Origin of the sequence: Sphingomonas sp. DC4900 (assembly GCF_049896485.1) — a bacterium.
Lineage (GTDB): Bacteria > Pseudomonadota > Alphaproteobacteria > Sphingomonadales > Sphingomonadaceae > Sphingomonas > Sphingomonas aquatilis.
In genome coordinates this window covers 150,513-164,850 of sequence record NZ_JAFCUK010000003.1, presented here as the reverse complement: position 1 = coordinate 164,850, position 14,338 = coordinate 150,513, and the positions used below count along the sequence as shown (strand labels likewise).

Here is a 14,338-nt window from a genome sequence, read left to right as displayed (position 1 = left end):
GCAAAGAGGAAATGCGTGGGTGAGGGGGGTGGCTAACGCTGCCCCCTCCACCCCGTCACCCCGGACTCGTTCCGGGGTCCACCGGGCCGCAGGGGGATGGCTGGAGCCTCGAACCATCCCCCTCGCCGCAGAGTGGACCCCGGAACAAGTCCGGGGTGACGAAGGGCTCTACCGCAACAACCCCGCCGCCCTCAGCGCGTCGTTCACGATCCCCGCCACGCCGCCATCCCGCACGCCGCCCGCATCGGCCGCGCGCGCCTGTGCCGCGCCGACCGCCCGCGCGATGCCCCAGAAAGCGGCGATCCGCCGGGTCGAGGACAGGCCGACATCCAGCATGAACGGCCCGGCCTGACCGGCGGCCTCGGCCCCCTGCGTCGCGATCGGCGTGCCATGGCCCATGGCGAGGATACGATGATCCTCGATCACCGCGCGGCCATGCCGGTCACGCCACACGCGATGCGGATTGCCGCCGACCAGCGTCTCCTCGGCGGGCGTCTCGCCGATTCCGAACAGCCCGCGCCATTGGCTCAGCAGCGCTTCGGCATTGGCGGGGTGGACGGTGGCGTCGGTGCCGCCATGCCAGACCGACAGCGTCGGCCACGGCCCGTCGTGGCGGCTGGCACCCCGCACGGCGGCGGTCAGCGCTGCGGCATCGGGCAGGTCACGCCCACGCATCCGCTCCAGCGCCTGGCTGACGCCCTGCGCGGTGCCATAGGGCAGCCCGCCGATGACCGCGCCGCCGGCGAACACCTCAGGGTAATTGGCCAACATCGCCGCCGCCATCGCGCCACCCGCCGACAGGCCGGTGACGAACACACGCGACGGATCGATACCATGCGCCGCGACCATCGCCGCGATCATCGCGCGGATCGACGCCACCTCGCCATGGCCGCCGGCCATGTCCTCGGGCGCGAACCAGTTGAAGCACAGATTGGGATTGTTGGCGCGCCGCTGCTCGGGAAACAGCAGCACGAACCCGGCTTCGTCGGCGAGCTGCGACCAGCCCGCGCCGCTGTCATAACCCGCCGCCGTCTGCGTACAGCCATGCAGCACGACCACCAGCGCGGGGCGGGGTTGCAGCTGCGCCGGCACGTACATGCGCGCGCGCAGATTGCCCGGATTGGGACCGAAATCGGTCAGGTTGCTCAGCCGGTCCTCGCCAGGGGCGGTCGTCATGGCATCGGCCATGCGCTGGCCGACGAGGCGACCGATCGTATCCGACAAGCGGGGCATGTTGGGGTCTCCGACCGGGCGGGATCATCGGCGAACCCGTCTTGCTGCATCGCACAATATGGGCGTGGGCGAGCCGAAGGCAAGCGCCGATCGGTTCTGCGGCCGGGACGTGCGCTACCGGACCAGCAGGTCCACCCGGCTGCCGCCGCCCGGTCCCGGCGTCACGTGCACCACATAGGACGCATCGCCGCGGGTGCCGCCCAGCACATGCTCGTCGCCCTCAGCCTGATGCTCCGCGCTATAGCCCGCTCGCGTCACCCGCGCATTGTACCAGTCGAGAATGCGCGCAGCCGGCGCATTGCTTGCGAAGCTGACGACGCGCAGCCCGCAGGCATCGTTGCCCGCCGCCTCCTGCACGCGCGCGTCGGGGTAGAGCGGCACCGCGGCGGGCAGGCGCGCCGCCCAGGTGGCGGAATAGGAGACGCGCTGTGCACAGCCCGCATCCGCCGGCCGCTGCCGTGCCGCCAGCTCCGCCAGCGTCAGCGCCCCCGCCGCCGCCTTGCACGACGGGCAGTCGCCCTTGGCGGGCGGCGTCGCCTTCAGGTCGGCAGCGGTGACGCCATCCGGCCGGCCGGCGGTGGGGTCGGCGGGGATCGACAGCGGGTCCGGCCGGCTCGGGGGGCGCACGGCGTCGGTATTGGCGGTCCGGGTCAGCGCGGGATCGACCATGATCTGGTCGCGCAGCGCCGCGGTCAGCGCCGGGTCGCGCTCGTTCCCGGCCGCGCCCGCGGTCAGTTCCTTGTCCAGACTGTCGAGGTCCTGCTGCGTCGCCGCCGGCTTGGCACATCCGGCGAGCAACAGCGCAGCAGCGGCAAGAAGGCGATTCGCGTGCATCGCGGGCGACCATGGCGCATCGGCCGTTAAGTCGCCATCCGCGGGCTTGGTTAACGTGCGCTTCGCCGATCGCCCCCGCATCTTGCCGCGCGATGGGGCAGGGGCCATGTTCCCGTCATGCTGAACATCATCTCCGTTGCGATCGGCCTCGTCACCCTGGTGCTGGGTCTGGTCGCGTTCGTGCCGCTGCTCGGCTGGATGAACTGGCTGGTCATCCCGATCGGCATCGTCGGCGCCGCGGTGGGCGCGCTGTCGTCCTCGACCAGCGGGCGCAACCTCAACCTCGTGCTGATCGTCATCTTCGCGATCCGCCTCAGCCTCGGCGGCGGCATCTTCTAAACGACAACGGGCCCGGTCTGTCGACCGGGCCCGTATCGTCAGCGTCTCTGGATGATCAGCGGCAGGTCACCTGACCGCGATCGATCGACTGGCCGAGCAACGCGCCGCCGCCCGCGCCGATCAGCGTGCCGAGCAAGCGCGATCCGCCGCCCGCGATCACATTGCCCAGAGCGCCGCCGGCCAGACCGCCGACCACCAGACCGGTCGTCCCGTCGTTGCGGCGGCAGTAATAACGCCCGTTGCCACCGCGATAGATGCGGTCATTCCGGGTCAGCCGGCGCGGCTGGTAATAGCGGCCATCGCGATAATAGTTTTCCGCATAATAGGCGCGCTGACCCGGCGGCAGGCGGTTATAGTCGTAGTTGCGATAGCGGCGCCAATCGTTGCGGCGATCCTGGCGGATATCGCGCAGGTCTTCGCGGCGATCGCGGCGGGCGTCGCGCACCTGCTCGGCATATTCGCGGCGCGCATCGCGGACGTCGCGACGCGAATCGGCATCGCGCAGGTCGTTGCGATAATCGCGGCGCGCGTCACGCACCTCGTTGCGATATTCACGATCCGCTTCGCGGCGTGTGTCCTGCGCCTGCGCGGGGATCGCGCTCAGCGTGGTCGCCGCCAGCGCGGCGGTCAGAAGGGCAATACGCATCGTCTGGGCTCCTTTCGGATGATGTGGGCAAAGAACCGCCAGCGCGCAAAGAGAGTTGCGTGAACCGAAAACTACCGTCGGTTCATCCCCGCGACAGGCGCCGGCGGCGCGGTCGATCAGCCGAACGTGGTATCCAGCGTGATGTCGCAGTTGAGCACCTTGGACACCGGGCAGCCCGCCTTCGCCTCATTGGCGATCCGCTCGAACTCATCGCGCTCCATGCCGTCGACATGGCCGGTCAGCGTCAGGTCGGACCGCGTGATGGTGAATCCGTCGCCATCCTTCTCCAGCGTCACCTTCGCCTTGGTCTCCAGATTGCCCTGCGTCTTGCCGGCGCCGGCCAGTGCGAACGCGAGCGCCATCGTGAAGCAGCCGGCGTGGGCCGCGGCGATCAGCTCTTCGGGATTGGTGCCGGGGCCGTCCTCGAACCGCGTGTTGAAGCCATATTGGGCGTCGGTCAGCAGGCCCGACTGGGTCGAGATATGGCCCTTGCCGTCCTTGCCCAGGCCCTCGTACCGGGCCGATGCGCTGCGGGTCGTCATATACGTCTCCTCGTGTTTCACGAGGCCATACGCAGAACGGGCGCCGCAGGTTGCCCCACAGCGCCCGTTCCGGTCTAATTTATCCGGAGCTTAGCGGCAGCGACGGTTGCCACCGCTGCGCTCGATCTCGCGGCCCAGCAGGCCGCCGGCGACGGCGCCGCCCAGCGTGCCCAGCGTCCGGTCGCCGCGGGTGTCGATCGTGCGGCCCAGCAGCGCGCCACCGACCGCGCCGACGACGGCACCGGTCGTACCATCGGGCTTGCGGCAGCGCAGGCGACCGCGATTGTCGCGCCATTCGCGATACTTGTAGCGCTGTGCGCCCGCCTGCGAGACCGGCACGACCATCGTCGCCGGTACGACCATCGCGGCACACCCCATCGCCAGCATCAACTTACGCATCTGAATCTCCCGTCATCGTTTGACTGTGGTTTCGATAACGTCGGGCTATAATGACGGTTGCATGAACTGGGCACAACGTTCCGTTCAGGAAACCATTCAGGGTTTCGGCGGGGTTTCCGTCTCCGCCTCGGCTCTGGGTTTGCGATAACGGTTGGCCAGCAACGCCGCCCCCAGGATGAACCCGCCGGGTGCGAGCAGGATGACGGCGGCTAGGCCGATCTGGCGTTTGGTGATGGACATGGCGCACAGGATAGTAGCGACAGGTGAACGACGGCTTGTCGCGCTGTACCCCTCCCAGCCCGTCACCCCGGCCTTGAGCCGGGGTCCCGCTTCTTCGTTCACCGCCCGAAAAGCGGGACCCCGGCTCAAGGCCGGGGGACGGAAAGAGCGGCAAAGCCTCCTCTAAAACGGCACCTTGAACTTCACCATCGCGCGCGGGCTGCTCATGCCGTTGGGCAGACTGCCCTGTTCCGCCTCACCCGATACCCCGACCTTGCCGATCGTCGTCCGCGCGCGGATCGGCTTTTCGGCGTAGCGCGGCTCGTCGACGGGGCGCAGCCGGTTGGCATTGACGGGTCGTCCGCAGATCACGATCGTGCCGTCGGCGTCGGGCTCGCCGCACGTGGCCTTGGGCGCATCCGGGGCAGGGGCGGGCTTCACCGGCCGCATGTCCGCCGGCAGCGGTGGCCCCGCGACCGCCTGCATCGCCATCATCATCGCCAGCCGCATGGGGTCCGCTCTCCCAATTTTGGGGAAAGCTGACCGTCGATTACGGCAAAGCGATGGCCGGCCTTACCGATAGTTGAAGCTGATGCTGATCCGCTCGCCCTTGGCGGCATTGGGCACCACCTCGTGCCGCAGCCAGCTTTCCCACAGAAAGACGCTGCCCGGCTTCGGTTCGGCATAGACGAAGGTCGCGTGATCCTCGCCCGCATCGGCGCGCCGCGTTGGGGCCGCCATCATCATCGGCAGCCGCGGATCCTCCAGCTTCAGCGCGCCCGCCCCCGCCGGGGTGGCGATATAGATCGTGCCGCTCACCGCACTATGCGGGTGGATATGCCCCGAATGCGTGCCGCCGGGCTTCAGCACGTTGACCCACAGGCTGTCGAGCTTCAGCTTGCGCCCGCCCAGGTCGAACGCGCACGCCTCCGCAAAGCGCGCGACATGCTTGTTCAGCAGTTTGACCAGGTCGGCAAAGCGCGGGTCGCGCGCGGGCAGGTCGTTCAGCGACGCATAAGAGGTATAGCCGCGATAGCCATGCGCCTTCGACCAGGCGACGCCCGCGCGATCCTCCCGCGCCAGATCGAGGCACGCCTCCTCCAGCTCCTCGATCAGCCCGGCATCGCTCAGCTCGCCCTCGTAGAAGCGCGTCGCGAACAGCGTACGGACCGTCATTGTGCCAACCTCATCGCGATATCGTTCATGAACCGCACGTCGTCGCCTGTCGCCAGCCACGGCGCCTCCGCCCCGATCGCGCCCAGCATGTCGGACAGCGCGTCCAGCTCCGCCTTGGCGTAATTCCCCAGCACATAGCCGGTAACGCGATCCTTATGCCCCGGATGGCCGATGCCGATCCGCACCCGGCGGAACTCCGGCCCCAGATGCTGGTCGGTCGAGCGCAGCCCGTTATGCCCCGCGGTGCCGCCGCCGCGCTTCACCTTCACCTTGAACGGCGCGAGGTCGAGCTCGTCGTGGAACACGGTCAGCGCGTCCGGCCCCAATTTGTAGAAGCGCAGCGCCTCGCCGATCGCACGGCCGCTCTCGTTCATGAAGGTCGCCGGCTTCAGCAGCAGCACCTTATGGCTGCCGATCCGCCCTTCCTGCGTCCAGCCCTGGAACTGCTTCTTCACCGGCCCGAAGCCGTGCATGTCGGCGATCAGGTCGAGCGCCATGAACCCGACATTGTGCCGGTGCATCGCATATTGCGGCCCCGGATTGCCCAGGCCTGCCCAGATCTGCATGGCGCGGTGTCTTTCCTCAACGTTGGCGGAAGGCGCGCCCTCCTACCGGTATTCGTCATTCCCGCGAAGGCGGGAATCCAGACTGGCTGACCTCACGGCAGGAGCGCAGACGTCAGAGGTTATGGATTCCCGCCTTCGCGGGAATGACGGTGATAACAAAAAGGGCAGGGGAGCTGCTCGCCACCCTGCCCCTTTCGCAAACCGGATCGATCCGGATCAGCCCTCGGCCGAATCCTCGTCGCTCTCGGCGTCCGACTCCGCGGCGGCTTCGGCAGCCTGGGTCTCGGCGACCTCGGCCTCGAGCGCCTCGTCCTCGGCGGTCGGGACGGTCGGCGGCACGATCGTCGCGATCGCGAAGTCGCGGTCTTCGATCGCCGGCGTCGCGCCCTTGGGCAGGGTCACGTCGCTGATGTGGATCGAATCGCCGATCTCGCGGCCCTTCAGCGAAATCGTGATCTCGCTGGGGATGTCGGCGGCGTCGACGACCAGCTCGACCTCGTGGCGGGTGATGTTGAGCACGCCGCCCTGCTTCAGGCCGCGGCACTCGTCCTCGTCCGCGAACACGACCGGCACCGCGACGGTGACGGTGGTGTGCTCACCGATGCGCAGGAAGTCGACATGCACCGGACGGTCGGTGACCGGGTGGAACGCAACGTCCTTCGCCAGCGTGCGCTGACCGCCGACCATGATGACCGAGTTCATGAAGTGACCCGTCATCAGCGCCTTGACCAGCGCCTTCTCCTCGAGATGAACCGAGGCCGGCTCCTTGTTCTGGCCGTAGATCACGGCGGGGACGCGGCCGTCACGACGCAGCGCCCGGGAGGCTCCCTTGCCAACCCGGTCGCGCGTCTCGGCTGCGAGCGTGATGGTGTCGCTCATGCAGAATACCTTCCGAAACGTGCTAAAGTGTCTTTCCGCAGCCTCGCCTCCAGGGATGACCAAGGCCGGAAGCGGGCGCGCATAGCGAGAAGGGCGGGAAAAAGCAACTCGGTTACGGTGAACCCGACCTTCTCACCGTTCCTTACCGTTCGTGCTGAGCCTGTCGAAGCACGGGTGTCCACAGGCGACGGCGGCGCTTGCGGTAACCCGCCCTTCGACAGGCTCAGGGCGAACGGGAGTGGGGGCGGCTCGCGCTATTACGGTCTCGCGCTCAATATTTCACCCGCTCCGCCTTCAGCCCCAGCTTGGCGAGCTGCGCCTGCACCGAATCCGGCCCCGCCAGATGCCCCGCGCCAACCGCGATGAACACCGTCCCCGGCTTGGTCATCCGCTGCTTGATCCACTGGGCCCAATTGCGGTTGCGATCCACCAGCAGGACCTTGGCGACCTCGGGCGAGCTCTTCAGCTCGTCGTTCATCTCGCGCGCCAGCGCCTCGGGGTCGCCGCGCGCCCATTCGTCGACCATCGATGCCATCTGCTTGTCCAGCGTAGGCAATTCGTCGACCGTGCTTTCCAGGAACTGGAGCTGCGCCTTGTCCGACAGGCTGCCGAAGAAACCCAGTTGCTGTTGCGGCGTCTCCAGCCCCGACAGCGGCTTGTGCGCCTGTTTCGCCGCTTCGGTGATCACCTCTTCCGGCCCATTGGCGCTATCGTACCCCAGCTTCGACAGCGGTGCGACCGACAACTGCGTCGCCGCGAGCCACGGCTTGAACCGGTCGAGCGCATTGGCCGGCAGTCCCAGATCGGTCACCGCCTTGGTAAAGGCCGCGCGCTTGCCCTCGGGCAGGCGCTGCGTCAGCGGCGGCGTGCCGGCGGGCGCGACGCCGGTCGCCTGCACCAGTCCTTGCATCGTGGCGGGATCGGGCATCACGATCTCCAGCTTCACCTCGTCCGCCTTGTCGAACGCGCTTTTGACCGCCTCGTCGAACCAGGTGAGGCCGGGTTTGAGCACATGGATCGTCCCGAACAGATAGACGGTCGTCTGCTTGCCCTTCACCACCCACAGCGCCGGATCGGCATCGTTCGCGGCGCGCGCAGGTGCCTGGGCGGGTTGCTGTGCACAGGCCGGCAGCGACAGGCACAAGGCGACCGCGGACACGGCGGCGGCAAGGGTTCGTATCATGCGGGAAGTATCCGGGTGGTGGGGCCAGACCTTCACCTAATGCCGCGCCGCACCACTTGCTAGACGCGGCGCCATCGGCCAAAGCCGGGCGCGTCATGGCTGCCACACCGCTTTCCTTCCAGAAGATGATCCTGACGCTCCACGATTACTGGAGCGACAAGGGTTGCGTGATCCTCCAGCCCTACGACATGGAAATGGGCGCCGGCACCTTCCACCCCGCCACGACGCTGCGCGCGCTGGGGCCGGAGACGTGGAACGCCGCCTTCGTCCAGCCCTGCCGCCGGCCGACCGACGGCCGCTATGGCGAAAACCCCAATCGCCTGCAGCATTATTACCAGTATCAGGTCATCCTGAAGCCGTCGCCGCCCGATCTGCAGGACCTGTATCTGGGGTCGCTCGCCGCGATCGGCGTCGACATGACCAAACACGATATCCGCTTCGTCGAGGATGACTGGGAATCGCCCACGCTGGGCGCCTGGGGCCTCGGCTGGGAAGTGTGGTGCGACGGCATGGAGGTGACGCAGTTCACCTATTTCCAGCAGATGGGCGGCTTCGACATGAAGCCCGTGGCGGGCGAGCTGACCTACGGCCTCGAGCGCCTCGCGATGTACATCCAGGACGTCGACAACGTCTACGACCTGCGCTTCAACGACCATGGCGTCAGCTATGGCGACGTCTTCCTTGAGAACGAGCGTCAGATGTCGACGTGGAACTTCGAGGTCGCCGACACCGCCACCCTCTTCGACGCCTTCAAAAAGGCCGCGGCGGAATGCGAGAACAGCCTCGCCGCCGGCCTGCCAATCCCGGCGTACGAACAGGCGATCAAGGCCAGCCACACCTTCAACCTGCTCCAGGCGCGCGGCGTCATCTCGGTGGCGGAACGCCAAGCCTATATCGGCCGGGTCCGCGACCTCGCCAAAGGCGCCTGCGGCGCCTGGATGGAGAAGAACGGATGGGCGGCGTGAGCATCCTGTTGTTCGCGCAAAGACGCGAAGACGCGAAGGGGTTTCGCGCAGAGGCGCAGAGGACGCAGAGCCGCCCGCGGCAATCCGGCCGCGTTAGCGGCCAGCACATGTCGAGCGGTAGCGGTTGTGAAGGGACGCTCCGCGTCGAGTGCAACACCTCTGCGCTCTCTGCGCCTCTGCGCGAACCAAATCCTCTTCGCGTCTTCGCGTCTTCGCGTGAACCAAACCTCTTCTTCGGCGCCACCCAATGACCGACTTCCTCCTCGAACTCCGCTCCGAAGAAATCCCCGCGCGCATGCAGGACAAGGCGCGCGAGGATCTCGCCCGCCTGTTCGCCGCCGAACTCGCCAAGACCGGCCTCGCCGCGACCGAAACCGTCACCTACGCCACGCCGCGCCGCCTCGCGCTGATCGCACGCGGTCTGCCGACCGAAACGCAGGCGGTCAGCGAAGAGCTGAAGGGTCCCAAGGCCAACGCCCCCGAACAGGCGCTCGCCGGCTTCCTGCGCAAGACCGGCCTGACGCGCGACCAGCTCACCGAGCGTGATGGCGTCCTCTACGCCGTCACGGAAAAGCCCGGCCGCGCCACCGCCGCCGTGCTTGCCGAGGCGATCCCCGCGATCGTCCGCGCCTTCCCCTGGCCGAAGTCGATGCGCTGGGGCGCCGCCTCCGCCTCGACTGAAGCGCTGCGCTGGGTCCGCCCGCTGCACGGTATCGTCGCGCTGCTCGGCGAAACCCTCGTCGACGTCGAGATCGCCGGCATCCGTTCGGGCGTCGCCACCTATGGCCACCGCTTCCACCACCCGGGCCAGATCACGATCGGCTCGGCCGCGGATTACGTCGAAAAGCTGCGCGCCTGTCACGTCATCGTCGATCAGGACGAACGCCGTGCGCTGATCCGCACCCAAGCCACCGCGCTCGCCGCCGATGCGGGCCTGACCCTCGTTGAAGACGAAGGCCTCGTCGCCGAAAACGCCGGCCTCACCGAATGGCCGGTGCCGCTGCTCGGCCGTTTTGACGCCGACTTCCTCAGCGTACCGCCCGAGGTGATCCAGCTCACCGCGCGCGTGAACCAGAAGTATTTTGTCTGCCGCGACGCGTCCGGCGCATTGGCGAACGCCTTCGTCTGCACCGCCAATATCGAAGCGACCGACGGCGGCGCAAAGATCGTAGAGGGCAACCGCAAGGTCCTTGCTGCCCGCCTGTCGGACGCGCGCTTCTTCTACGACACCGATCTGAAGACCCCGCTCGAGGAACAGGCCGCAAAGCTCTCGAACATCGTCTTTCACGAAAAGCTCGGCACCGTGGCGGACAAGGTCGACCGCGTCGCCAAGCTGGCAAGGTGGTTGGTCGAAGAGGGCATCATCCAATCTCCCTCTCCCCTCGTGGGAGAGGGAAGGGGCCCGCTCGCGTCAGCGAGTGGGAAGGGTGAGGGGGACGCGGCAACTGTCGCGCCCCAAACTCCCCCTCACCCTTCCGCGCCTACGGCGCTCCCTCCCTCTCCCACAGGGGGAGAGGGACCGTCCCTCGCGGACATGGCCGAACGCGCCGCGCGCCTCGCCAAGGCGGACCTCGTCACCGGCATGGTCGGCGAATTCCCCGAACTCCAGGGCCTGATGGGCGGCTATTACGCTGCCGCCCAGGGCGAACCCCGCGAAGTCGCCGACGCCATCCGCGACCATTACAAGCCGGTCGGGCAGGGCGACGACGTGCCCACCGCGCCGGTGACGGTGGCGGTGTCGCTGGCGGACAAGCTGGATACGCTTGTATCCTTCTTCCAGATCGATGAGCGGCCGACCGGGTCTAAGGATCCCTTTGCCTTGCGTCGCGCTGCGCTTGGCCTGATCGGGCTGATACTCGACAATTCGCTGCGCTGTTCCGACTTTGACTTGTTCTATCAAGCCGTTGGGGACGCAAATGCGAACGTTGGCACCGTTGTGGCAGGTGGATATTTCCACGATTTCATTATCGACCGCCTGAAGGTTCAGCAGCGCAGCAATGGCGTTCGGCACGATGTGATCGATGCTGTGGTCCTGCCCGGCGGCGAAAGTGAGTTCGGTGGGGAGCGCGACCTCGTCCGCCTGCTCGCCCGCGTTCACGCGCTGCAAGCTTTCGTCACCACCGACGACGGCGCCAACCTGCTCGCCGGCTACAAGCGCGCCGCCAACATCCTCAAGAAGGAGGCGTACACCCCGGATACCGAGGGGAATCCGAAAACGCTGTCCTACACGCCCGAAAAGGCAGAGGCTGATCTGATCGCCGCGCTCGACTCGGCCGAACCCGCCGCCGCGGCTGCGGTGGAGGCGGAAGATTTCGAGCGCGCGATGGCGGCCCTCGCGTCGTTGCGCGCGCCGATCGATGCGTTCTTTGACAGTGTGACCGTCAACGATGCCGATCCGGCGAAGCGCACCGCGCGCCTCGCGCTGCTCGCCCGCGTCCGCGCGGCGGTCCACACCGTCGCCGACTTTTCGAAAATCGAGGGGTAGGAACCAAGCCCCCACGCCTATTCCACATCGTCCACTTCCGAACGTTCGGTATGCTCTTTCCTCCCCGGGGATCAGGCCAACACGTCAGCTCTTAAGGACCAGCGATGACCCAATACGTGTACCGTTTCGGTGGCGGAGTTTCGGACGGCGGAAAGGGCGACAAGAATCTGCTCGGCGGCAAGGGCGCGAACCTTGCCGAAATGGCGTCGATCGGCCTGCCCGTGCCCCCCGGCTTCACGATCAGCACCGCCATGTGTACGCGCTACTACGAAGAGGGCGAGCAATTCCCCCAGTCGCTGCGCGACGAAGTGGCGCAGGGTATCGCCCATATCGAAGGGGTTACGGGCAAGAGCTTCGGCGACGCATCAAATCCGCTGCTCGTCTCGGTCCGCTCCGGTGCCCGCGTTTCGATGCCGGGCATGATGGACACCGTCCTCAACCTCGGTCTCAACGACACGACTGTAGAGGGCCTCGCAATCAAGTCCGGCGACGAACGCTTCGCCTGGGACAGCTACCGCCGCTTCATCCAGATGTACGCGGACGTCGTGCTCGAACTCGACCATGGCGCCTTCGAAGAGGCACTTGAGATCGCCAAGGAAGACAACGGCTTCACACTCGATACCGAGCTGACCGCCAGCGATCTCAAGGCCTTGGTCGCCGAATATAAGAGCCTGGTCGAGAAGGAATGGGGCAAGCCCTTCCCGCAGGACGTGCATGACCAATTATGGGGCGCGGTGGGCGCGGTGTTCGGCTCGTGGCAGTCGGAACGCGCCAAGGTCTATCGCCGCCTCAACGACATTCCCGCCGACTGGGGCACCGCGGTCAACGTCCAGGCGATGGTCTTCGGCAACATGGGCGATACGTCCGCCACCGGTGTCGCCTTCACCCGCGATCCCTCGACCGGCGCGAACGCTTATTACGGCGAATTCCTGATCAATGCGCAGGGTGAGGACGTCGTCGCCGGCATCCGCACGCCGCAATATCTCACCAGGACCGCCCGCGAAGAGGCCGGCGCCAAGCCCGCCTCGATGGAAGAGGCGATGCCCGAGGTCTATGCCGAGCTGGCGGCGGTCTTCGACCGGCTCGAAAAGCATTACCGCGACATGCAGGACATCGAGTTCACGGTCGAACAGGCCAAGCTCTGGATGCTCCAGACCCGCTCGGGCAAGCGCACCGCCAAGGCCGCGCTCAAGATCGCGGTCGACATGGCGAGCGAAGGGCTCATCACCCGCGAAGAGGCGATCCTGCGCGTCGATCCCATGGCGCTCGATCAATTGCTCCACCCGACGCTCGACCCCGACGCCCCGCGCGACGTGATCGCCAAGGGCCTGCCCGCCTCGCCGGGCGCGGCGTCCGGTGCGGTCGTGTTCGACGCCGACACCGCCGAAAAGCGCAAGGCGGCGGGCGACAAGGTCATCCTCGTCCGCGTCGAAACGTCGCCGGAAGATATCCACGGCATGCACGCCGCGGAGGGCATCCTCACCGCTCGCGGCGGCATGACCAGCCACGCCGCCGTCGTCGCGCGCGGCATGGGCCGCCCCTGCGTCTCGGGTGCCGGATCGCTGTCGATCTCCGCCAAGGACAAGGTGATGAAGGTCGCGGGCCGCGAGATCCGCGAAGGCGACGTCATCACCATTGACGGCGCCAGTGGCGAGGTGATGTTCGGCGCGGTGGCGACCGTGCAGCCCGAACTCGCCGGCGACTTCGGCACGCTGATGGAATGGGCCGACGGCGTCCGCCGCCTGAAGGTGCGCGCCAATGCCGAAACCCCGCTCGACTGCCAGACCGCGCGCGATTTCGGCGCGGAAGGCGTCGGGCTGTGCCGCACCGAGCACATGTTCTTTGACGCCGACCGCATCACCGCGGTCCGCCAGATGATCCTCGCCGACAGCGAGGCCGGCCGCCGTGCCGCGCTCGCTAAGCTGCTCCCCGCGCAGCGCAGCGACTTCACCGCGATCTTCGAGGTGATGGCCGGCCTGCCGGTGACGGTGCGCCTGCTCGATCCGCCGCTGCACGAATTCCTGCCGCACGAGGAGAATGAGTTCGCCGAGGTCGCCGCGGCGGCTGACGTCGATGTCGAGGTGCTCAAGCGCCGCGCCGCCGAGCTGCACGAATTCAACCCGATGCTCGGCCACCGCGGCTGCCGCCTGGGCGTCACCTACCCGGAAATCTACGAAACGCAGGCCCGCGCGATCTTCGAAGCCGCGCTCGACGTCGCCGACAAATCGGGCGCGGCGCCGATCCCCGAGGTCATGATCCCGCTCGTCGCCACCAAGCGCGAGCTCGATCTGATGAAGGCGGTGGTCGATCAGGCGGCGCAGGCGGTGTTCGCAGAACGTGGCAAGACCATCGACTATCTCGTTGGAACGATGATCGAATTGCCCCGCGCCGCACTGAAGGCAGGCGAGATCGCCGAGACGGGCGAATTCTTCTCCTTCGGGACCAACGACCTGACGCAGACGACTTTGGGCGTCAGTCGCGACGACGCCGCCCGCTTCCTCGGCGCTTATGTCGAAAAGGGCATCTACGCCAAGGACCCGTTCGTCAGCCTCGATGTCGATGGCGTTGGCGAGCTGGTCGAGCTGGCGGCGGAGCGCGGGCGGAAAACGCGTCCCGGCATCAAGCTCGGCATCTGCGGCGAGCACGGCGGCGATCCCGCGAGCATCGCCTTCTGCGAAAAGGTCGGCCTGGATTACGTCTCGGCCAGCCCCTACCGCGTGCCCATCGCGCGCCTCGCGGCGGCGCAGGCGGCGCTGAAGTAACCCTGTTCACGTCACCCCGGCCGAAGAGCCGGGGTCCCGCTTTTGCCCTGGCTAAGAGGAAGAAGCGGGACCCCGGGGCAAGCCCGGGGTGACAGCCCCCACAACAAACC

Annotated in this window: 15 protein-coding genes; 4 read left to right on the top strand and 11 right to left on the bottom strand. The window is 67.3% G+C overall.

What is annotated here, in order from left to right; genetic code table 11:
* Nucleotides 1-168: 168 nt before the first annotated feature.
* Together ACP690_RS05345 and ACP690_RS05340 are read right to left on the bottom strand one after the other, a co-directional pair.
* Nucleotides 169-1,233 carry an extracellular catalytic domain type 1 short-chain-length polyhydroxyalkanoate depolymerase gene (locus ACP690_RS05345; protein ID WP_426260431.1) on the bottom strand — a complete coding sequence of 355 codons (1,065 nt, stop codon included), beginning with the start codon at nt 1,231-1,233 and terminating at the stop codon, nt 169-171.
* Between the two features lie 114 nt (nt 1,234-1,347).
* Entirely contained in the window at nt 1,348-2,067 is a 720-nt protein-coding gene (locus ACP690_RS05340) for a hypothetical protein (RefSeq protein WP_426260432.1), read from the bottom strand.
* A 117-nt stretch (nt 2,068-2,184) separates the two neighbouring features.
* Between ACP690_RS05340 and ACP690_RS05335 the strand changes: the two genes are divergently transcribed.
* A complete protein-coding gene (locus ACP690_RS05335) occupies nt 2,185-2,406 on the top strand; it encodes a hypothetical protein (RefSeq protein ID WP_241892063.1) in 222 nt (73 codons plus the stop codon).
* Nucleotides 2,407-2,461: 55 nt separating this feature from the next.
* Here the strand turns inward: ACP690_RS05335 and ACP690_RS05330 are convergent, their stop codons facing one another.
* The 9 genes from ACP690_RS05330 to ACP690_RS05290 all read right to left on the bottom strand — a co-directional run bounded on the left by ACP690_RS05330 (nt 2,462) and on the right by ACP690_RS05290 (nt 8,016).
* Nucleotides 2,462-3,052: a glycine zipper 2TM domain-containing protein gene (locus ACP690_RS05330; protein WP_426260433.1), complete on the bottom strand. Its 591-nt coding sequence runs from the start codon at nt 3,050-3,052 to the stop codon at nt 2,462-2,464.
* Nucleotides 3,053-3,168: 116 nt separating this feature from the next.
* Nucleotides 3,169-3,594: an OsmC family protein gene (locus ACP690_RS05325; RefSeq protein WP_017978306.1), complete on the bottom strand. Its 426-nt coding sequence runs from the start codon at nt 3,592-3,594 to the stop codon at nt 3,169-3,171.
* 90 nt (nt 3,595-3,684) lie between these two features.
* On the bottom strand, nt 3,685-3,993 hold the full coding sequence (locus ACP690_RS05320) for a glycine zipper 2TM domain-containing protein (RefSeq protein ID WP_018251088.1): 309 nt from the start codon (nt 3,991-3,993) through the stop codon (nt 3,685-3,687).
* Between the two features lie 96 nt (nt 3,994-4,089).
* Complete coding sequence (locus ACP690_RS05315; RefSeq protein ID WP_426260434.1) at nt 4,090-4,233, bottom strand: hypothetical protein; 144 nt, start codon at nt 4,231-4,233, stop codon at nt 4,090-4,092.
* Nucleotides 4,234-4,395: 162 nt separating this feature from the next.
* Entirely contained in the window at nt 4,396-4,722 is a 327-nt protein-coding gene (locus ACP690_RS05310; RefSeq protein ID WP_426260435.1) for a 5'-nucleotidase, read from the bottom strand.
* Between the two features lie 63 nt (nt 4,723-4,785).
* Nucleotides 4,786-5,388, bottom strand: coding sequence for a TIGR02466 family protein (locus tag ACP690_RS05305; protein WP_063688440.1), 603 nt, complete (start codon nt 5,386-5,388; stop codon nt 4,786-4,788).
* The gene (pth, locus tag ACP690_RS05300) at nt 5,385-5,954 is read right to left on the bottom strand and encodes an aminoacyl-tRNA hydrolase (protein ID WP_426260436.1); all 570 of its coding nucleotides are present in this window, start codon (nt 5,952-5,954) and stop codon (nt 5,385-5,387) included. Before pth ends, ACP690_RS05305 begins: the two co-directional genes overlap by 4 nt.
* 216 nt (nt 5,955-6,170) lie before the next feature.
* Nucleotides 6,171-6,833 (bottom strand): 50S ribosomal protein L25/general stress protein Ctc, encoded by a 663-nt coding sequence (locus ACP690_RS05295; RefSeq protein WP_426260437.1) that lies wholly within the window; start codon nt 6,831-6,833, stop codon nt 6,171-6,173.
* A 271-nt stretch (nt 6,834-7,104) separates the two neighbouring features.
* The gene (locus tag ACP690_RS05290; RefSeq protein ID WP_426260438.1) at nt 7,105-8,016 is read right to left on the bottom strand and encodes a TraB/GumN family protein; all 912 of its coding nucleotides are present in this window, start codon (nt 8,014-8,016) and stop codon (nt 7,105-7,107) included.
* Nucleotides 8,017-8,111: 95 nt separating this feature from the next.
* Between ACP690_RS05290 and ACP690_RS05285 the strand changes: the two genes are divergently transcribed.
* From ACP690_RS05285 to ppdK, 3 genes are all read left to right on the top strand, one after another.
* Entirely contained in the window at nt 8,112-8,981 is an 870-nt protein-coding gene (locus tag ACP690_RS05285; protein WP_017978314.1) for a glycine--tRNA ligase subunit alpha, read from the top strand.
* Between the two features lie 247 nt (nt 8,982-9,228).
* Nucleotides 9,229-11,466, top strand: a complete 2,238-nt coding sequence (gene glyS / locus ACP690_RS05280) for a glycine--tRNA ligase subunit beta (RefSeq protein WP_426260439.1) — start codon at nt 9,229-9,231, stop codon at nt 11,464-11,466.
* Nucleotides 11,467-11,570: 104 nt separating this feature from the next.
* Nucleotides 11,571-14,228, top strand: coding sequence for a pyruvate, phosphate dikinase (gene ppdK / locus ACP690_RS05275; protein ID WP_426260440.1), 2,658 nt, complete (start codon nt 11,571-11,573; stop codon nt 14,226-14,228).
* Nucleotides 14,229-14,338 lie beyond the last annotated feature (110 nt).